This is a genomic window from Sphingobacteriales bacterium (genome assembly GCA_016700115.1).
In the GTDB taxonomy this organism is placed as follows: Bacteria; Bacteroidota; Bacteroidia; order Chitinophagales; family UBA2359; genus UBA2359.
The window spans coordinates 1097035-1119599 of record CP064999.1; the positions used below are offsets into that span (position 1 = coordinate 1097035).

Genomic DNA, 22565 nt, shown 5'->3' on the forward strand with positions numbered 1-22565 from the left:
ATAAACAGAAATTATACCTGTAACGAAAATTACAGCTAAAAAATATGCCTGAAGCGGGAAAAAACAGGGATAATCAGTTGCCGGGTTTTACCTGAATCTGACTCATCAAACCCTTTCTCTACTTTTGTAAATATGCCGAAGATAAAACCTCAGTTTGTGCTTTTTTACCCCATTCGCTTTTTTCGGTTTCTGTCCAAATTGCGGGGAAAAAAATAATATTTTGGTTTTTAGGGGGAAGGTATTTCTGCCAATTTGTTCCGCCTGTTGCAGCAATATCTTCGGGATTTCGTTGCAAATATCGCACTGCCGACTTATAGTGCATCAAAGGCCAAAGAACGTTGGCGTGATGATCAAACAATCTCAACTGCTCAATCAAAGCCGGAAATTCCTGCTCTTTTTCCGGCAGCCTCCTATAAGTTTGCCACACATTCCGGGTAGCGTGGTGATGTGCTGTTTCTAAAAACAAGGCATTATACTTTTGCTCAAACTGCTTAAGGGTCAGTGTTTTTTTCCCGGTTGCCAATTCGCTTGCCCCTTGTTTCCAGTATAAAAGCTCCATTTTTTCTTCGACTCCGGTATCGGGTAAAATCTGTCCTCGGGCCGCCAATGCAACAAGGTTATCCAAATCCGTAGCGTAGAACTCAATCAGCCGGTATTGAGCTGATTGAAAACCGCTTGCCGGAAGTAACGACATCCTGAATTTTAGAAACTGCTCCTTATCCATGCCGTTAATCATAATCTCGAACGATTTGATCAGCGAATCGAAATAGCTGTTTACCCGTTGAAGGTAATTGGTAAACTCTTCGGCATTGAGCGGAGAAGCGGCATCGGTTATTTCTTTCAGGGCATTGACAATCAGTTTAAAATAAAGCTCAGTAATCTGGTGGTAAATAATAAAAATCACCTCGTCTTTAAAAGGAGTGATGGGGCGTTGAAGATGCAGCAATACATCTAAGTTGATATAGTCCCAATACGTAAGAAAATCATCATACAGAAGTCCATCCAAATAGGAGCGAAGGTCTTGGCCCATCGCTTCATATTTAGCCTCTAACTGTTTGATGCGGTTTACTATATCCGGTGGAAGGCTGTTAGTCTGAGATGCATCAAACATGAAAATAGCTGTTTAAAAAGGTGATTGTTTAAGTTAATAATACCAACAGTTGTCCTATGATACGGAATTTATCTGATGTCTAAAATAGAACGCCTGCCCGAAGCCCTGCAAATGATTTGCGCAGCGTAACATCGCCCGAATCTTTAGCCACATTCATCAAACCATTGTCTATATGAAAGGCCGCAAAAAAACTTGTTCCTTCGCTGATTTCAAATTCTGTACCGGCATTGACGGTGAGAGACACATTAAATATTGAAAACTCGTCATTTGCTTTAATATTGTCCACCTTTCTTTGAACCGCAACTCCGGGAGTAAATCCCACCTGACCATAGGGTGTGAATTTGCCAAACTGATTGGTTTTCAATTTCAATGTCAAAGGAATATTTACATAAACCAAATTTGTGTTCACCTCGCCAAGAATTGTTTGGGTATTTGCCCCTCCATGCTCGGCAAAAATTCCGGTCGAAAGTGCATAACGCTCTGCAAATCCAATATCAACAACAAGCCCGTAATTTACCCCAAACTTGTTGTCCGTTTGGGTAAATCCCTGACCGTCATTAAACTTCATCCAGCTGAATCCCGGAGTAACACATAAGCCCAAACGAATATTTTGTGCGTTTACAAGGCTTGAAAAACCCAAAAGAAACAGGATCGAAAACAAAAAGGTACGCATTTTCATAAGAAAGTAATATTGAATGATTAAATAATAAAGCAATTTACACAAACAAACTTTACCCCCGTGAACAAGGGGTAAATATCGGAATATTTTTGACATATCGGTTTGCTTATAGTCACGTCAGCTGTTTTTTAATAACGGAAAGCACCAAAGTTCGGATGGAAACATCAAAAGCATAGTCAAAAGAGCCATAAAATACGTGAATGAAATAAACAGGTTCCGTCCATAAGGTTGCGAAAAGAGGGTTTTGAACTCGTTTCTCCGGTTGTTTCTGCTACTTGCATACCCCCGCAGATGATTGAAACCCCGCCTAAAAAACAATAAACAAAGGTTTATATTGATAAATATTCTTACCTTGTACTTCTCATCTATAGTTGAAAGAATATTTTTGAGCGGCAAACATAATATATGCAACAAAAAAGATACGCATCCCGACTACTGTATGTCGTAACCGGTGAAAGTTCCCTGAAATAGCAAATCAATACCTCAACACTATAAAAACGTTCCGATGAAAGCCATCCAAACTATCCGATTAGTACTTGTTGTTTCCCTGTTGTTTGTTGTACAGATGACTGTTGTCAATGCACAAATCAGCTTCTCCCCGGAAAAGGTGATCGCCCATTCGGAGATTGTTCTTCCAACTACTATTAAAGCCGCCGACCTTACCGGCAACGGGTATTTAGATATTATTGTGCTTTCAGAGCATGAACAAAAGTTGTCATGGTTTAAAAACAATGGGGGGAATGATTATGAGAAAGTGGAACCAATTGTGTCGGAAGAAACTATGTTGTCAGGTACTTTTAGAAACTTTTATTTCGCCGATTTTGATGCCGATGGAGACCAAGATTTACTTGTGCTTTCCGGTACGGGATTATATTGGTTGCCGAATGAAGGTGCTGGCAGTTTTGATTTACCACAATTCATTATAGGATTTGCCGCCCCTCCCCAAATAGTTGACTTTAATGCAGATGGATATCCCGACATAATCACCCTTATTTCAGGCAATATCGTTTGGCTTGTCAACGACGGAGCAGGTAACTTTGCCGCACCACAAATATTGGTCAGTGCTGCTCCTACCGATTTTGTAACCACAGCAGATATTAATGGAGATGGTTTTTTAGATCTTTTAGCGGGTAATATATCGTTGCCCGGTAGTGGTTTGAGTTTTGTTTGGTATGCCAACGATGGTGTCGGAAACTTTGGCACACAACAGGCAATAAGCATACCTCCTTATAGTGAAACAAAGTTTCAAGCAATTGCCGATTTGGACAACGACGGCGATTTGGATTTAGTATTTTCCTATTCAGTATATGGATCTGAACTTTTTGATCACACGTTAAATTTAGCTTGGCTGCAAAACGATGGTACCAGCAATTTCGGCGCACCTCATATCATACGGACATATGACCAACCTGTTTGGTACGAACCTTCGGCACACCATTTGACCGATTTTCAAATAATTGATTACAACAATAACGGCTTTTTGGATATCCTATATTTGACTGTATGGGGGGGATTTGAATCATTTAACTATTCTGTATTTTCTGTGTGGTATAACAACGGCAGTAATTTATATACTACAAGCGTTAACTCATCTATCGGGTTTAGCGATTGCATAGACCATACTTTTTATGCCGCCGATTTTGACAACAACGGTTCGGTTGATTTGGCAAGCGCAAAAGTTCAAAAAGACCATGTGATTGTTATTCCTACAGGGTTGCCTGTAATAAACCTAGTAAATACTCAGGAAGCCAAACATATTGAATATTTTGAACTTTCAGACATTAATAACGACAATAGCCTTGATGCGGTTTTATTGAGTCAGTATCAAAGGGAAGCTGTAGAAGATGTAGATGTATATACGGGTGATTTGTATTGGAGGTCAAACGATAATTCGGGAAACTTCCTAACGAATAATTCAATTTATGATTATTCGTGTGACATGTTTAACGCTACTCACAAAAACATATTATGTGCTGCCGATTTTACCGGAGATGGGGCAATTGATTTTGTTTTTCAAGAAGGAGATGGAACTGTGATGTTTCTTGAAAATTATGGAGGTGGAAGCTTTTCGAATGGAAATGGATCTGAAATTGATTTATATACAGCCAGTTACTCCGGTGCTCACGCCGTTGATATAGACAATGATGGCGACTTAGACTTGTTGTGTTATAATACAATAGATGTAGATAGTTACACGATTTGGTATCGTAATGACGGTTTCGGAGGATTTTCAGAACCTGATTACCTATACTACATGCCTTATGAATTGTATGTTTATGATCCCTTCCTATCTGCTAACCTTGTTGTCGATATCAATAATGATAACTTACCCGACTTAATTTCGAGCGGAAACCCATTTTATTGGGTTGCCAATCTGGGGGATACAGACTTTTCACCCTTTCAAGTAGAATTTGGTCCTATGCAATTAATTGGCTATGATGTATTCGACCGGAAAACTGCCGACCTCAACGGCGATGGCAATATTGATATTATAGGGCGCAACCTATCCGGCGAAACGGTTTGGTTGGAAGGAGACGGGAACGGCAACTTTACAGTGCCGGTCGTAATACCAACCATTACCAATACTATAGTAGCCCTCGAAGACATAGACATTGATGGCGATATAGATATAGTAACCGGCAGCAACAATCAACTCAACTGGCACACCAACAACGGAAACGCATTGTTCTCAACTGCTCAATTTATAGCCAATGCCACGCCCGATATGACCTACCTATCCGATTTGGTGAGAGTGGGCGATATAGACAGCGATGGTGATTGGGATATTGCCGTTGTTTGTAAAGCAAATGGTTCGCCGGCAAACAAAATTGTTTGGTATGAAAACACCAACCTCACTTCAGGCGAACCGCTCATGCCTATTGCTGAATTTACCACTTTCCCCTCTCCTGTCGCTAACCCCGATACGCTCACTATCTGTCAAGGGCAGCCCGTTCAGTTTTTCAATCAGTCACAAAACAGCAATGCCTTTTGGTGGGACTTCGGCAACGGAGCTTCCTCCACAAACGCCAATCCTACTTACACCTACCCAGAACCCGGAACCTACAACGTTGAACTCACCGCCTATAACAACCTGCCTTATAACTGCGAAGCAAATGCAGGGGAGTTGGTATTTAATAATAGTTTTCCTTTAAAAGTGGACTTAACGGGTTACAACAATAGCCCCGATTTTGCAACAATAGTGATAGTCAGGGACAAGGCAACCAATGCGGTTATACAAACATTTATTCCCCCTCTGAGTGAAGCAGACCAATTTGCTTTGGGAGATCACTATCTAAATGTTACACTTAATCAGCGAATTATAGAGGCATATAACATACTTCTGACAGGGGCGGTTATTGACCCCTCAGAAGATTCCTTCCCTCCGCCCGGTTTTACCTGCATAGATTATGAAACATTTGAACCTTGTGAAATCATCAATTTTGAAGCCGATGTTATCTTCAATGGAGATATTGGCTTGTATGTTATACATATTTGCGCTTGGGGAGGATGGAATGGTATCTCTGCTGCGGGTTCTTACACCTCTAATCCCATTGTAGACGATCCATATACACTATATGTAGGTGCTACAACCTGTCATTTTTCAGAGGTAAGTGCTACAGCAACGCTCACATGGCATGGAGAATTTGGTGCTGATGTCAATTTTTGTATCATAGACTTCGGGATTCAATGCTGCTGAACCATCACCATCCCCGATGGCCCACCGCCGGTAGAAGCACCCCGTCCTGCCGGTAAACCCTCCGGGCTTTCCGATAGCACATCGTTGGTTATAGTGGTAGAACCCGGTTTTGCGCCCGATATTTCGTGTGCCGCCACCGTTTGTGAAGGAACGATAGCAGAATACAGTACCTCTGCAGATTGCGAAACCTACGAATGGACGGTTACCGGAGGCAACCTCATCAGCGGGCAAGGTACTCCTACCATTACCGTTGAATGGACTACCCCACCTTTGGGCAGTATCAGCCTAAGTGCCGAATGTGGTGAGGAGTATTGCAGCATGCCTACAATTGTTGCCATACCCATCATCGGTAGTAGTGCCGACATACAAGGGCAAACCTTTTTTTGCGCAAACGATGTGTTGCAATACAATGCCCCTTATTTTGGCGGCACCCAATATGTTTGGACGATTAACCCACCCACTGCCGGCACCATCCTGACCGGACAAAACACCAACCTCATTGCCATACAATGGAACGATGCCCCTGCTACCCTTACCCTCTCTTACCATAACACTCTGCTCAACTGCGGCGGCGTTGGGGCTTTGATCGTTACTCCTAAACCTTCTTTTGCTATCAATCCCATTGCCCCTGTATGCGAGGGTAGTACCACTACTGTTTCCGCCAACTCGCTGCTTCCTTTTGTATGGTCTGTTTCGGGGGGTGAAGTGGTGTCGGGTCAAAATACCAACACTGTTACCATACTTTGGAATGTGCCCGGCACGGCAAACATATCTATATTACCGGTCAATCCCGATGATTTTTGCAACGCAACTGCCCAAACTACGGCAACGGTCGTGCCTTACCCGCAAACACCTGCGATTAGCGGGGCAGAAACTGTATGTCCGCTTCAAACCTATATTTATACCGCTTCCTCTGAGCAAGTCAATACCCAATTTGTCTGGACAGTAGAGGGAGGTACAATTACCGCCGGTCAAAACAGCCCGACCGTTTCGGTGCAATGGAACGAAGCCCCGCCCTATTTGTTAAGCGTTGTCCGCCAAACCATGACCGGCACCGTTTGCACATCCGAACCTGCTGCATTAAGCCCCACCCCGCTTGCCGATTCGCCTTTTACCGTCACCGGCAATGCCACTGCCTGCCCCGGCAGCCTTCAAACCTACCAAATAACCCCCGCACTGACCGGAGCAACCTATACATGGACGGTCAGTCCGCCCGATGCTGCCCTCATTGCCCAGGGGCAAGGCACCGGACAGGTTAGTGTCTTGTTCGGCAACATGCCTGCTACAAGCCTTACCCTCTCTGCCGCTTATTGCAACCTGACTGCCGAATTGGTCATAAACATCGGTGTATTGCCCCAGCCGGGCATTTTGCAGGCTGACACTCTCTGCACGGGAAGCAGCATTGTATTGAGCGCGGCAGACTTGGGCGGCGGTCCACCCTATACCGGCTATCTTTGGAAAAACGCCTCCAATACTACTATCTCCAACCTCCCGACTGCAACAATCAACGGCGAAGGAGTGTACAGCCTCCAAGTAACCAACGAATCGGGGTGTACGGGCTTTACCACGCACCGCGTCTATCAATACACTTCGCCGGTGGCAAAAATACTGACTGCGGTCAATACCAATATCTGTATCCAATTCCCCCCGGAAATTGAGCTATATGCCATAGATGGCACCAACTATGCTTTTGAGTGGACGGTGGACGATGTGCCGGTTTCGGGCAGTAATTCGCCATTTTTGACACATTCGGGCAGCGGCATTGTGGGCAATTATCCCTACCAAGTATTAGTTACCGATACTTCCAACACCTGTTCGGTTTGGTCGAACTTGGTCACCATACATCAAGTTGATTGCAGTGGCGGCATTGCTCCTCCTGATACGGTGATTGTACCGCCGCCGCCGCCGATGAACTGCCCTCCGGTTGCCGGATTTAACATTGACTTTACCTTATCTACAACGGGCACCGATTGCAATACCGTAACCCTCAATGCGACTACATCGGGCGATTTTACCGGCTTTTCCGTTCACTGGGGAGAGGGTAGTTTACAACCCTTCGACGGCATTTCGGAAACCCATACTTATTCAAGTTTGCAGGTAAATATTTATAAAATAACTTTAATTGGGTATTTTATCCATCCGGTTACCGGACAGCCGTGTTTTAGAACATTGATGAAAACACACGAAGTGCCGCTTGCCGCCCGGTTTGACATAGAACCGGCTTGTCTAAGCAGTGCATGGAAGTTTCAAGACCGTTCCTACTACTTGCCTACCACCGGAATCACCCAATGGCTTTGGGATTTCGGAGACGGTACCCCGCCGCTTGACGGCACGCAAACCGAAATGCACACCTTTACCAACTCCGGCACTTACACCGCCACGCTCACCATTTCCGATGGCAATTGCACTGTTTCGAGCAGTAACAACTATACGGTAGCCGCTCTACCCAATGCCCAGTTCACCGTATCCGGTGGCGAATGTGCCGGCAATGCTCAAAACTTTGTGCCCGATGAGAATAGCCTTGCCGCTTATTTCTGGCAGTTTGGGGACGGGAACACTTCCGGTCTGTCCAATCCGGTTTATACTTATGCGGCACCGGGAGATTATGCCGTTTCTTTACAAACCCTAAATCAGCAGGGCTGTTACTCCGCTCTGCAAACCCAAAGCATCACGGTTGCCGGTGCGCCCGAGCCGCAACCCGTTACCGCTTCCGATACGCTGTTTTGCGCCGGACTCAACGCCACCCTTACCGCTCCCGATGGCGGAGTTTCTTACCTTTGGTCGTCGGGGCAAACCACGCCTTCAATAATTGTCAGTACTTCCGGCAATTATTCGGTACAGGTAACGCTGCCGTCGGGATGCGTTTATACTTCACCCTCTGTCAATATTCAGGTCATACCCGCTCCTTCGGCAACCCTCAGCCCTGCATCTCCGGTTAACATCTGCTTGGGCAGCAGCGTTACGCTTCAAGCCCCTGCAAACGAAAACCATACCTACGTTTGGTCGCAAAACGACAACGGACTGCCCTACAATACCTTTATAAACAACGGCATCCAAACCGTTACTGTTACCGACACCATTACCGGTTGCACCGCTTCCGGCAGTGTGGAAATCATCGTCCACAACAACCCGTCCGTTCCCTCGATAACCGCCTCGGCAACCCAACTATGTGAAGGGCAAACTGCCGATATATCTGTTACCGCCCCCTCACCACAAAACACTTATTTATGGACTACAGGAGCTGCCGGCACAGCTATTACGGTAAATACTACGGGCACTTATGGAGTGTATGCGGTTAATTCGAACGGTTGTGTTTCCGATACCTCGTTCCTTGCCAACATCAACTTTGTCGCGCTGCCCAATGCCGCCGCTTTTCCGGCCGGATGTTATGCTATATGCCCTGGTGAACCCATAACCCTGCCGCAAAATACCGCCGAAACTTACCAATGGTACTTCAACGGCTTGCCTTTGGATGGCGCAACAGGAAATTCCATCGTGCCACAAGCCGAAGGCGCATATTGGGTAGTAATGACCAATTCCCCAAATTGTACGGTAACAACAGAAGTGTTACAATTAGAATTTAGCGATTGCACGGGTCCATTGCCCGTAAGCCTCGTTTCGTTTACCGGAACCATACAACCGGACGGCAACCTACTGAAATGGACAACCGCCTCCGAACTCAACAGTGCTTTCTTTACCCTTCAGTTCTCTGCCGATGGAAACACATTTGAAGACCTGACACGCCTCAACGCCGCAGGCAATAGCAGTTCTGCCCGCCACTACGAATCCCTACACGGGCAACCCTACCCACTCGCCTACTACCGCCTGATGCAAACCGATTTTGACGGCAGTACCCGACAAACAGGTAATGTCATCACCCTCCTCCGACCACAGACAACAGGCAGCTTTGCCTTAACCCATATCACCCCCACCCCCACACAACACATGGCCACCCTCACCTACACCACCCCAAACACCCAACCCATCACCCTGCACCTTTACGACCTAACCGGAAGGCTACTGCAACATGAAACGTCAGGCTGTGAAAAAACTTGTTTTTTTGCAAAAACTCTCATAAAAACTGGCTATAGAATAATCCCCAAAGCCTATACTTTTGATTGGAGCGGAGATGTTTTTGAGGTTACAACTTTTGTTCAAAATGAAAAAGAGTGCTGAGAGGCAATATAAAAGTCGTTTTTTTGAGCAAACAAGACTACTTTGGATAGTCGGGCTGCCAATTTTTGAGCTTTATCAATAGTTCTTCCATCCCAAGTATGTTGATAGTGCGTTTGATGTTATAGACCAACAAAATCAAACTGTGTTCTCCGTTTACTTTTGATAACCCCTGGAGGTTGGTGTAGTAGTAGTTCCATTGCCGTTTGATAGTTCCAAAAATATGTTCGTTGATTTCCTGCCGTTTGCGGTATTGTGCTTTTGGGTTTGATAGCGTTCGCTGTTTTGGGCTACTACTTCGGCAAATTCGCTGCGTTCTATTTCCCTACCCCCTTTTTGCCTGCCGGTACAGAGGTGTTTTACCGGGCAGTTTTTGCAAGCAGAGGTTCTATATTTTTTAAACTTGTAGGGGGTGTAATCTCTTGCTTTGTTGTGCCATCTGCCTTTGGTCGAAAGCGTTTCGCCTTGCGGACAAGTGTAGGTGTCTGTTTCCTGGTTGTAGGTGAACTGAGTGACCAAGTAGGCTTCAGTGGTGCCGTGTGCGTTGCTGTTTACCGTTTCCTGTTGGGCAACGATGGTGGTGATGCCGGCTTCTTTGCACTCGCTTAGTTGCCGGGCATTGTGGTAGCCTTTGTCGGCTAAAATGGTCGTGTTTTCCAATTGTAAGTTTTCTTTTGCTTCGGTGGCTATGCCACTAAGGGCATTTCTGTCGTTTTGGTTGATCGTATGGGTTGCCACCACAAGGCTATGTTTACTATCCACTGCTGTTTGTATATTATAGGCTACCTCTACCACCTGACCATGAATGAGCAAGGAACGGGCATCTGTATCAGTCGTACTCACTTGTGTAGCGCCTGTTTTCTCTATTTGGGATGCCAACGCTTCGTATTTCAGCTTGCCGGCTTGCAGGCGATTGATTTTCTCTTGTATCTGCTTTATCTCAGCTTGACGGTCGCTTTGGTCGTTTTGCTCTAATTCTGCTATGTATTGCTCCGTTTGACGTGAAATGTAGGCTAAGTGACGCTCTATCTTCTTCGGGTTGTAGTTATTTTTTTTGCTGTTGTTCGCCCTAATCTTTGTGCCGTCTATAGCAATTGTTTCACCACTCACCAATTCGGCATCTTTCAAAAAAGCAAAAACAACTTAAAGGTTTTGCGCAACGCATCCGGATTGTCTTTGCGAAAATCGGCAATGCTGTGGTAGTTAGGCACCAAACTGTGACAAAGCCACTGCATTTCTATATTGCGGATACACTCTTTTCGAGCTTCCGGCTGCTGCGGATGCCATTTAAATAGCCGTATAAATATATTTTCAGAAACAAAGAGGTCTCAAAAGGTGGTCTCCCTTCTGGCTTTAATGTTTGTACTTCCAAAACCCAATTTTAATAAATCCAGATGTTCAACAAATGCGTCAATAAACCGAACCAGGTTATCAGCTCTGATCTCGCTCTCCAAACAGACTATTTGCATCTGCAGGCGGGGTGTTCCTTGTAAGTATGCCATAGCATAAAATTACGCATTTTTTGTTACTTTTTAGAATATTATTGTATATTTGTTGGCAGTTTTTTCACAGGCTGACGTTGCAGGCAACTATTGGCACAAACAACCATGTTTTGGACATGACAAAGTATCCAAATGGTTTGTATGTGGTAACGCTCAACAACGGGGTGGAGGTGGTTTCGGGGAAGGTGGTGAAGGAATAGGGGGGTAACTTCGTAACGTAGGGTTTAAACCCTATACTAAGGTGAAGCCAAATAACTAAATTTTTCGCACTAAAATTCAACAATGATGAAAAGATTATACGTTTATATGCTTATCGTACTTGAGATATTAGTTGCCGACAATGTTTATTCACAAACTACTTTTGGCCCGCAGCAGGTGATAGTACAAAGCGAAACCGCTAGTGCAACTTCCGTTTATGCTGCCGATTTAGACGGAGACGGGGATTTAGACATATTATCAGCATCTCAGGATGACAACAAAATAGCCTGGTATGAAAATGACGGCTCAGGCAATTTTGGCACACAGAAAATCATCTCAGTTGCTGCCCATCGTGCACATGCCGTTTATGCCGCCGATTTAGACGGGGACGGGGATACAGACGTGTTGTCAGCTTCTTGGTCTGACAACAAAATAGCTTGGTACGAAAACGACGGGGCAGGAAACTTCGGAGCGCAGCAAATCATCACTACTACAGCAGGTGGCGCAAGGTCTGTTTATGCCGCCGATTTAGACGGGGACGGGGATATGGACGTATTATCTGCCTCTTCACAAGACGATAAAATAGCATGGTATGAAAACGACGGGGCAGGCGGCTTTGGTACACAGCAAATCATCTCCACCACTGCCGATTACGCAATATCCGTATATCTTGCCGATTTGGACAGTGATGGTGATATGGATGTGTTATCAGCTTCTCAGAATGATAACAAAATAGCCTGGTATGAAAACGATGGAGCGGGCAACTTCGGGGCACAGCAAATCATATCCACCGTTGCCGATGGTGCCCGTTCCGTTTATGCCGCCGATTTAGATGGTGACGGGGATATTGACGTGTTATCTGCCTCTTTCAATGACGACAAATTAGCTTGGTACGAAAACGATGGTTTTGGCAATTTCGGCATACAGCAAATCATTTTTAATTCTCCCGGTTATCCCCAAGGCATTTATGCCGCCTATGCCGCTGATTTGGATGGCGACGGGGATTTGGATATAATATCCACCGCTCTTTCTGAGAAAAAGATAGCATGGCAGGAAAACGATGGCACAGGTAACTTTGGTCAACAGCAAATCATCTCTACCTCTGCCCATACCCCAATATCTGTTTATGCCGCCGATGTAGATGGCGATGGGGATATGGATGTGTTGTCGGCTTCTCAATATGATGACAAAATAGCATGGTATGAAAACGACGGCAATGGAATTTTGGCATTCAGCAATTGATTTCCATTTCCGCTACCACTTCTGCCAGGTCAGTTTATACCGCCGATTTGGACGGAGATGGAGATTTAGATGTGTTGTCGGCTTCTTATTGGGACAATAAAATAGCATGGTATGAAAACGATGGAACAGGCAACTTTGGTACACAGCAAATCATCTCCACCGCTGCCGATTACGCATTATCCGTATATGCTGCCGATTTGGACGGTGACGGGGATATAGATGTGCTATCGGCTTCTGAGAGTGATGACAAAATTGCATGGTATGAAAACGATGGCGCAGGCAATTTCGGCACACAACAAATCATCTCCATTGCTGCTAATGGTGCAAGGTCTGTTTATGCTGCTGACTTGGACGGAGATGGAGATTTAGATGTATTGTCGGCTTCTAGTGATGACAAAATAGCATGGTATGAAAACGATGGCGCAGGTAACTTCGGTACACAGCAAATCATCTCTCTCGCTACCGATAACCCCATATTCGTTTATGCCATCGATTTGGACGGAGATGGAGATTTAGATGTGTTGTCGGCTTCTTATTGGGACAATAAAATTGCATGGTATGAAAACGATGGCACAGGCAACTTCGATACACAACAAATCATTACAATTTCTGCTATTAATGCAACTGCTGTTTATGCTGCTGATTTAGACGGCGATGGCGATGCAGATGTTTTGTCCGCTTCTTCGCAAGATGATAAAATAGCTTGGTACGAAAATGACGGTGCCGGCAATTTTGGTGCGCAGCAAATCATTACCACCGCTGCTAATGGCGCAAGGTCTGTTTATGCTGCCGATATAGACGGAGACGGCAATTTGGACGTTTTGTCAGCTTCCCAATTTGACGATAAAATAGCTTGGTACGAAAACGATGGGTTAGGCAATTTCGGCGTACAGCAAATTATCTCCCTCGTTGCCAATGGCGCATGGTCCGTTTATGCCGCTGATTTGGACGGTGACGGAGATATGGACTTGTTATCTGCTTCTATTGCTGATGACAAAATAGCATGGTACGAAAACCTCCTATATTCTCCCTCCGTATCCGACCCCCCCCCCCTATAGCCGCCTTCACCACCCTTCCCACACCAAATGCCACTACAACCGATACCTTAATTGTCTGCCAAGGGCAACCGGTGCAGTTCTTAAACCAATCGGAAAATGCCAATGCTTTTATGTGGGAGTTTGGCAACGGCACAACTTCTACCACCGCTAACCCTTCCTATACCTATCCCGAACCGGGTACTTATGAGGTAACGCTGACTGCTTACAGCAATTTTCCGCAGCCCGATGTTTGCGAGGCTGATGCGGGAGAGTGGGTTTGGGGTAATGTGGTGGGTTATACTCAAAATCCAGATTATGTGAATATTGTGGTTGTTTCTTATGAAAACACAGTTGTACAAACATTTATGATGCCTCTTAGTTTGGTTGACCAACAAACCATTGTCAATTATTATTACCAAGGTATATTTAATGGGGCTTTTTATTCTGTATATTCTATTTCATATAAACCCGAAGAGGAGAATCCCGTAATAGACTTTTTCAATATCTCATCCTGTATGGATATAGATACATTAACTTTTTGTGGGTACCTACAGGAAAATGTTACAACTTATTTAGATGAAATTACCGGAGTTTACAATACTGAAATAGAAGTTTGTAAAATTCCTCCTGTAATCACCTATTTAAAACTTACAGCAAGCGATGATAGTGGGGTTGTAGTAACTGACTATGGAATCTTTGACAACAATTGTTTTGCTATTACAATACCTAACACACAGCCTGGAGAAGTGTATGAACTTCTTATTCAAGAGTGTTTCAATTCTATATGTACCGATTTTTTCCCTTCTTTTATCTGCGATACATTTATTACTATACCCGATACCTCCCCCCGCCCCGCTCAAAAAGACGGTGAAAGTACAGCATCCATGGTCATAGTAATAGAACCCGGCTTTGCTCCGCAAATCAGTTGTGTGGCGACCGTTTGCCAAGGTACAATTGCCGATTATAGCACCGATGCCGATTGTGAAACGTACCTGTGGGAGGTTTCGGGCGGGCAAATTCTAAGTGGACAAGGCACGCCGGCTATTTCCGTTGAATGGACTACCCCGCCCTTGGGCAGCATAAGTCTAAGTGCCGGATGTGGCGAGGAAACTTGCAACCAACCTACGGTGGCGGCGGTACCGGTTATTGGTGGCACGGTGACTATTGAGGGGCAATCTAATTTTTGCCTCAACGAAACGCTTCAATATACTGCTCCCTATTTTGGCGGCACAGCGTACCAATGGAGTATTGTTCCGCCGTCAGCAGGTACTATCCTGAGCGGGCAGGGCGGCAATCTAATTACCGTGCAGTGGGGGGCATCGGCTGCTACCCTACAACTCAATTATCAAAACAACCTATTGAATTGCGGCGGCTCAGCAAGTTTGGCAGTACAGCCTAAGCCTGCCTTTGCCCTAAACCCTGTATCTCCGGTGTGCGAGGGCAATAGCATGTCTATCAGTGCCAATTCAATGGCATCGTTTGTTTGGTCTGTTTCGGGCGGTGAAATCATATCGGGACAAAACAGTTCTCAGATATTGCTGCTTTGCTCTGCATCGGGCAGCATGACTGTATCGGCAACGCCGGTTAATCCCAATACTTTTTGCAATGCCTCTGCCCAAACCTCCTTTACCGTAGTTCCGTACCCCCAAACCCCTGCTACTATAAACGGCAGCACCCAAATCTGCCCATTGCAAACCTATACCTATTCCGCCGCCCCACTCCAACCCAATACCCAGTTTATATGGACGGTTACAGGCGGCACCATTATCGCCGGACAAAACAGCCCCACCGTGCAGGTGCAATGGAACGACTCCGTCCCGAACAGCCTGTCGGTTGTTAGACAAACGCTCACCTCTCCGGTTTGTACCTCGCTACCCGCCACGCTTTCGGTTTCGACTATTGACGATGCGACTTTTACCATATCCGGTGCAACCACCGTATGCCCCAATTCCCAACCAACCTATCTGATTACCCCCATTTTGCCGAATGCAACATATACATGGTCGGTCATACCATCCGATGAAGTGGAATTGGTGCAGGGTCAAAATTCGGGAACAGTTTCGCTATTGTTCGGCAATTCGGCTGCCGGAACGGTTACGCTATCCGCCGCTTATTGTAATATTGTTGCCACTTTGCCCATCAGCATCGGAGCAAAACCTGTTCCGTTTATCACTCAAACAGATACCCTTTGTACAGGCAACTCCGTCCAGCTTTCCGTTTCAGACCTTGTTGGCACAGAACCCTATACCGGCTATCTCTGGAAAAACAGTGCCGGCAGTGCGATAGGGATCAATCCAACGACTTTTATAACCACCGAAGGTGTTTACAGCGTACAGGTTACCAATACATCGGGTTGTGTTGGGCTTGCTTCGCATCGGGTTAACCAATACACTTCGCCCGAGGCACAGGCTTTTGTGTCAAGTCATGTCGTTTGTATTCAAAACCCGGATGATGTTGACCTAATTGCCATTGACGGAACAAATTACGCTTTTATGTGGATAGTAAACGGCTCCGTCATTTCAAGTGCGAATACGCCATTTCTCACCCACTTGGGCAATGATGTTGAGGGTAGCTTTGTCTATCGGGTATTGGTGACTGACACCCAAAACACCTGCACTAAACTATCACCCCCCAAAACATTAACCACCTTCTGTGTCAAACGGGAGGCGGTACCGGCAATCCAGGCGATACCATTGTGCCGCCACCGCCACCCTTGCAATGCCCGTCTGTTGCCGGTTATTTCTTTAATTTTACCCTCAATTCCAGCGCCAACAACTGCAATACCGTTACCCTCAATGCCTCGGCATCGGGTAGTTTCAGCAGTTTTACGGTAAACTGGGGCGATGGCGTTACGGAGGCTTTCGACGGCGTTACGGCTACACACACTTATCCTGTCGGATTGATTATGGCTTATCAGATTACTGCTTATGCTAACTATATTCACCCCGTTACCGGCAACTCCTGCACGTTAGGTAGGATAAAAAACCATATTCTACCTTTGGTGGCTCGCTTTGATGTTGAGCCGCCTGTGTGGGTGAAAATTGGGTTTTCAATGCCGCTCTTACTACCTGCCCACTACCGGCATTACCCAATGGACCTGGGATTTTGGAGATGGTACGCCCCCCTTCATCGGCACTCAAACCGAAGGACATACTTATGCCAACCCGGGTGTTTACACCGCCACCCTCACCATTACCAACGGCGATTGTGTAACCACCGGCAGTAAAACCATCACCGTCGCCCCGTTGCCTAATGCGGGTTTCACTATTTCGGGGGGTGAATGCGTGGGTAGTTCCTTACAGTTTTTACCCGATGTACCTAACCTTTCCTCCTATTTCTGGCAACTTGGCAATGGTGCTTCTACAGCTCAGCACAACCCTGCTTTTGCCTATACACAGGCGGGCGAGTACCAAGTGAGTTTACAAGTGCAAGACAATAAAGGTTGCTCCTCCGACATACAAACACAAACCCTAATCGTGCTTGATGCCCCTCCGACACAGTCCGTTACTGCTGCCGATACCATCTTTTGCGCCGGACTTAGCACCACCCTTACCGCACCACCGGACGGAGTAGCTTATCTATGGTCGAACGGGCAAACAACGCCGGAAATAAACGTTTCCACATCGGGAAATTACACCGTGCAGGTTACGCTACCGGACGGCTGTGCTTATACCTCACCTCTTGTGCAGGTGCAAGTTACACCCAACCCGACTGCCGATATTAGTCCCACCTCGCCAATTAATTTTTGTATAGGCGATAGTGTCACCCTGCAAGTGCCGTTTAACGAAAACTATATTTACCAATGGTCGGAAAACAACAACGGGCAAGCACAAAATACCTACAACCTATCTGGCAATATCGGCGTGACCAGGACCGATACCCTAACCGGCTGCACTGCCATCGGCACTGCCCAACTGATTGACAATGCTTCGCCACCTAAGCCTATCATTACCGCCTCCGCCCTACAAATATGCGAAGGGCAATCGGTCAATTTTTCCATTGCTTCGTCCACCGACCCCTTACACACTTATCATTGGACTACCGGAGCTACCGGCACAGGCATTTCTGTGTTTACTTCCGGCAACTACGGCGTTTGGGCGCAAAACCAGTTTGGTTGCAGTTCTGACACTTCGTTGTTGTTGAATGTGGTAGTCAATCCCCTGCCCGATGCCGGCATTTTTCCGGCGGGTTGCTACGCCTTATGTCCGGGTGATGTTGTCAGCATTCCACCCAATACCGCCCAAAACTACCAGTGGTATTACAACGGCAACCCCCTGTCGGGCATTACAGGCAGCAGTTGGATACCCGAAGCCGAAGGAGCTTATTGGGTAGTGATGAGCAACGGCAATTGTACCGTTACTTCTGATGTGTTACAATTAGTATTTATCGCCGACTGCCCCCCTCTCCCCGTTTCCCTTATCACCTTTACCGGAACCGTCCTCCCCCATGCCAATCAATTGCAATGGACAACGGCAGCGGAGGTAAACAACGCCTTCTTTACCCTACAACACTCACCGGACGGAAGCCGGTTTACCACCCTCGCCCAATTGACCGGCGCAGGCAACAGTTCGATGGCAAAGAATTATGAGCATTTAGACTCCAACCCCTACCCTCTCACCTACTACCGCCTGATGCAAACCGATTTTGACGGCAGTACGCGGCAGGCAGGCAATGTCATCACCCTCCTCCGCTCACAGACAACAGGCAGCTTTGCCTTAACCCATATCATCCCCACCCCCACACAACACACCGCCACCCTTACCTACACCACCAAAAACACCCAACCCGTTACCCTTAGTCTCTACGATGTAACCGGAAGGCTACTTCAACATGAAACATTGCAGGCAACCATTGGCACAAACAACCATGTTTTGGACATGACAAAGTATCCAAATGGTTTGTATGTGGTAACACTAAACAACGGGGTTGAGGTGGTTTCTGGGAAGGTGGTGAAGGAATAGGGGGGTAACTTCGTAACGTAGGGTTTAAACCCTATACTAAGGTGAAGCCAAATAACTAAATTTTTCGCACTAAAATTCAACAATGATGAAAAGATTATACGTTTATATGCTTATCGTACTTGAGATATTAGTTGCCGACAATGTTTATTCACAAACTACTTTTGTTTATGAAGAGGTGATAGTACAAAGCGAAACCGCTAGTGCAACTTCCGTTTATCTTGCCGATTTAGACGGAGACGGGGATTTAGACATATTATCAGCATCTCAGGATGACAACAAAATAGCCTGGTATGAAAATGACGGCTCAGGCAATTTTGGCACACAGAAAATCATCTCAGTTGCTGCCCATCGTGCACATGCCGTTTATGCCGCCGATTTAGACGGGGACGGGGATACAGACGTGTTGTCAGCTTCTTGGTCTGACAACAAAATAGCTTGGTACGAAAACGACGGGGCAGGAAACTTCGGAGCGCAGCAAATCATCACTACTACAGCAGGTGGCGCAAGGTCTGTTTATGCCGCCGATTTAGACGGGGACGGGGATATGGACGTATTATCTGCCTCTTCACAAGACGATAAAATAGCATGGTATGAAAACGACGGGGCAGGCGGCTTTGGTACACAGCAAATCATCTCCACCACTGCCGATTACGCAATATCCGTATATGCTGCCGATTTGGACAGTGATGGTGATATGGATGTGTTATCAGCTTCTCAGAATGATAACAAAATAGCCTGGTATGAAAACGATGGAGCGGGCAACTTCGGGGCACAGCAAATCATATCCACCGTTGCCGATGGTGCCCGTTCCGTTTATGCCGCCGATTTAGATGGTGACGGGGATATTGACGTGTTATCTGCCTCTTTCAATGACGACAAATTAGCTTGGTACGAAAACGATGGTTTTGGCAATTTCGGCATACAGCAAATCATTTTTAATTCTCCCGGTTATCCCCAAGGCATTTATGCCGCCTATGCCGCTGATTTGGATGGCGACGGGGATTTGGATATAATATCCACCGCTCTTTCTGAGAAAAAGATAGCATGGCAGGAAAACGATGGCACAGGTAACTTTGGTCAACAGCAAATCATCTCTACCTCTGCCCATACCCCAATATCTGTTTATGCCGCCGATGTAGATGGCGATGGGGATATGGATGTGTTGTCGGCTTCTCAATATGATGACAAAATAGCATGGTATGAAAACGACGGCAATGGAATTTTTGGCATTCAGCAATTGATTTCCATTTCCGCTACCACTTCTGCCAGGTCAGTTTATACCGCCGATTTGGACGGAGATGGAGATTTAGATGTGTTGTCGGCTTCTTATTGGGACAATAAAATAGCATGGTATGAAAACGATGGAACAGGCAACTTCGGCACACAACAAATCATTACAACTTCAGCTATTAATGCAACTGCTGTTTATACTGCTGATTTAGACGGCGATGGCGATGCAGATGTTTTGTCGGCTTCGAGCGGTGATGACAAAATAGCTTGGTATGAAAACGATGGCGCAGGCAATTTCGGCACACAACAAATCATCTCCATTGCTGCTAATGGTGCAAGGTCTGTTTATGCTGCCGACTTGGACGGAGATGGAGATTTAGATGTATTGTCGGCTTCTAGTGATGAAAAAATTGCATGGTATGAAAACGATGGCGCAGGCAACTTCGGTACACAGCAAATCATCTCTCTCGCTACCGATATCCCCATATTTGTTTATACCGCCGATTTGGACGGAGATGGAGATTTAGATGTGTTGTCGGCTTCTTATTGGGACAATAAAATAGCATGGTATGAAAACGATGGAACAGGCAACTTCGGCACACAACAAATCATTACAACTTCAGCTATTAATGCAACTGCTGTTTATACTGCTGATTTAGACGGCGATGGCGATGCAGATATTTTGTCGGCTTCGAGCGGTGATGACAAAATAGCATGGTATGAAAACGATGGAGCAGGCAATTTTGGTGCGCAGCAAATCATTACCACCGCTGCTAATGGCGCAAGGTCTGTTTATGCTGCCGATATAGACGGAGACGGCAATTTGGACGTTTTGTCAGCTTCCCAATTTGACGATAAAATAGCTTGGTACGAAAACGATGGGTTAGGCAATTTCGGCGTACAGCAAATTATCTCCCTCGTTGCCAATGGCGCATGGTCCGTTTATGCCGCTGATTTGGACGGTGACGGAGATATGGACTTGTTATCTGCTTCTATTGCTGATGACAAAATAGCATGGTACGAAAACCTCCTATATTCTCCCTCCGTATCCGACCCCCTCCCCCCTATAGCCGCCTTCACCACCCTTCCCACACCAAATGCCACTACAACCGATACCTTAATTGTCTGCCAAGGGCAACCGGTGCAGTTCTTAAACCAATCGGAAAATGCCAATGCTTTTATGTGGGAGTTTGGCAACGGCACAACTTCTACCACCGCTAACCCTTCCTATACCTATCCCGAACCGGGTACTTATGAGGTAACGCTGACTGCTTACAGCAATTTTCCGCAGCCCGATGTTTGCGAGGCTGATGCGGGAGAGTGGGTTTGGGGTAATGTGGTGGGTTATACTCAAAATCCAGATTATGTGAATATTGTGGTTGTTTCTTATGAAAACACAGTTGTACAAACATTTATGATGCCTCTTAGTTTGGTTGACCAACAAACCATTGTCAATTATTATTACCAAGGTATATTTAATGGGGCTTTTTATTCTGTATATTCTATTTCATATAAACCCGAAGAGGAGAATCCCGTAATAGACTTTTTCAATATCTCATCCTGTATGGATATAGATACATTAACTTTTTGTGGGTACCTACAGGAAAATGTTACAACTTATTTAGATGAAATTACCGGAGTTTACAATACTGAAATAGAAGTTTGTAAAATTCCTCCTGTAATCACCTATTTAAAACTTACAGCAAGCGATGATAGTGGGGTTGTAGTAACTGACTATGGAATCTTTGACAACAATTGTTTTGCTATTACAATACCTAACACACAGCCTGGAGAAGTGTATGAACTTCTTATTCAAGAGTGTTTCAATTCTATATGTACCGATTTTTTCCCTTCTTTTATCTGCGATACATTTATTACTATACCCGATACCTCCCCCCGCCCCGCTCAAAAAGACGGTGAAAGTACAGCATCCATGGTCATAGTAATAGAACCCGGCTTTGCTCCGCAAATCAGTTGTGTGGCGACCGTTTGCCAAGGTACAATTGCCGATTATAGCACCGATGCCGATTGTGAAACGTACCTGTGGGAGGTTTCGGGCGGGCAAATTCTAAGTGGACAAGGCACGCCGGCTATTTCCGTTGAATGGACTACCCCGCCCTTGGGCAGCATAAGTCTAAGTGCCGGATGTGGCGAGGAAACTTGCAACCAACCTACGGTGGCGGCGGTACCGGTTATTGGTGGCACGGTGACTATTGAGGGGCAATCTAATTTTTGCCTCAACGAAACGCTTCAATATACTGCTCCCTATTTTGGCGGCACAGCGTACCAATGGAGTATTGTTCCGCCGTCAGCAGGTACTATCCTGAGCGGGCAGGGCGGCAATCTAATTACCGTGCAGTGGGGGCATCGGCTGCTACCCTACAACTCAATTATCAAAACAACCTATTGAATTGCGGCGGCTCAGCAAGTTTGGCAGTACAGCCTAAGCCTGCCTTTGCCCTAAACCCTGTATCTCCGGTGTGCGAGGGCAATAGCATGTCTATCAGTGCCAATTCAATGGCATCGTTTGTTTGGTCTGTTTCGGGCGGTGAAATCATATCGGGACAAAACAGTTCTCAGATATTGCTGCTTTGCTCTGCATCGGGCAGCATGACTGTATCGGCAACGCCGGTTAATCCCAATACTTTTTGCAATGCCTCTGCCCAAACCTCCTTTACCGTAGTTCCGTACCCCAAACCCCTGCTACTATAAACGGCAAGACCCAAATCTGCCCA

General features: G+C 45.9%; 10 protein-coding genes and 1 pseudogene. 8 read left to right on the forward strand and 3 right to left on the reverse strand.

Annotated features, from left to right (window positions below):
• Positions 1-118 precede the first annotated feature (118 nt).
• The gene (locus IPM47_03680) at positions 119-1111 is read right to left on the reverse strand and encodes a tryptophan 2,3-dioxygenase (protein QQS30062.1); all 993 of its coding nucleotides are present in this window, start codon (positions 1109-1111) and stop codon (positions 119-121) included.
• A 79-nt stretch (positions 1112-1190) separates the two neighbouring features.
• Positions 1191-1790, reverse strand: a complete 600-nt coding sequence (locus IPM47_03685) for a PorT family protein (protein ID QQS30063.1) — start codon at positions 1788-1790, stop codon at positions 1191-1193.
• A 505-nt stretch (positions 1791-2295) separates the two neighbouring features.
• Here IPM47_03685 and IPM47_03690 point away from each other — a divergent pair.
• Positions 2296-5487 carry a VCBS repeat-containing protein gene (locus IPM47_03690; protein QQS30064.1) on the forward strand — a complete coding sequence of 1064 codons (3192 nt, stop codon included), beginning with the start codon at positions 2296-2298 and terminating at the stop codon, positions 5485-5487.
• A 93-nt stretch (positions 5488-5580) separates the two neighbouring features.
• Complete coding sequence (locus IPM47_03695) at positions 5581-9663, forward strand: PKD domain-containing protein (GenBank protein QQS30065.1); 4083 nt, start codon at positions 5581-5583, stop codon at positions 9661-9663.
• Positions 9664-9700: 37 nt separating this feature from the next.
• On the opposite strand, the pseudogene IPM47_03700 reads toward IPM47_03695, so the two are convergent.
• A pseudogene (locus IPM47_03700) lies at positions 9701-11162 on the reverse strand (IS1182 family transposase).
• Between the two features lie 285 nt (positions 11163-11447).
• On the opposite strand from IPM47_03700, the gene IPM47_03705 reads away from it, so the two are divergent.
• The 6 genes from IPM47_03705 to IPM47_03730 all read left to right on the forward strand — a co-directional run bounded on the left by IPM47_03705 (position 11448) and on the right by IPM47_03730 (position 22542).
• Positions 11448-12602 carry a VCBS repeat-containing protein gene (locus IPM47_03705; protein QQS30066.1) on the forward strand — a complete coding sequence of 385 codons (1155 nt, stop codon included), beginning with the start codon at positions 11448-11450 and terminating at the stop codon, positions 12600-12602.
• Entirely contained in the window at positions 12599-13660 is a 1062-nt protein-coding gene (locus IPM47_03710; GenBank protein ID QQS30067.1) for a VCBS repeat-containing protein, read from the forward strand. Before IPM47_03705 ends, IPM47_03710 begins: the two co-directional genes overlap by 4 nt.
• Entirely contained in the window at positions 13606-16473 is a 2868-nt protein-coding gene (locus IPM47_03715; protein QQS30068.1) for a PKD domain-containing protein, read from the forward strand. Before IPM47_03710 ends, IPM47_03715 begins: the two co-directional genes overlap by 55 nt.
• A gap of 207 nt (positions 16474-16680) precedes the next feature.
• Complete coding sequence (locus IPM47_03720) at positions 16681-18600, forward strand: PKD domain-containing protein (protein QQS30069.1); 1920 nt, start codon at positions 16681-16683, stop codon at positions 18598-18600.
• 85 nt (positions 18601-18685) lie between these two features.
• Positions 18686-22240 (forward strand): VCBS repeat-containing protein, encoded by a 3555-nt coding sequence (locus IPM47_03725; protein QQS30070.1) that lies wholly within the window; start codon positions 18686-18688, stop codon positions 22238-22240.
• Positions 22237-22542, forward strand: coding sequence for a hypothetical protein (locus IPM47_03730; GenBank protein QQS30071.1), 306 nt, complete (start codon positions 22237-22239; stop codon positions 22540-22542). The genes IPM47_03725 and IPM47_03730 overlap by 4 nt, the downstream gene beginning before the upstream one ends.
• Positions 22543-22565: the final 23 nt, after the last annotated feature.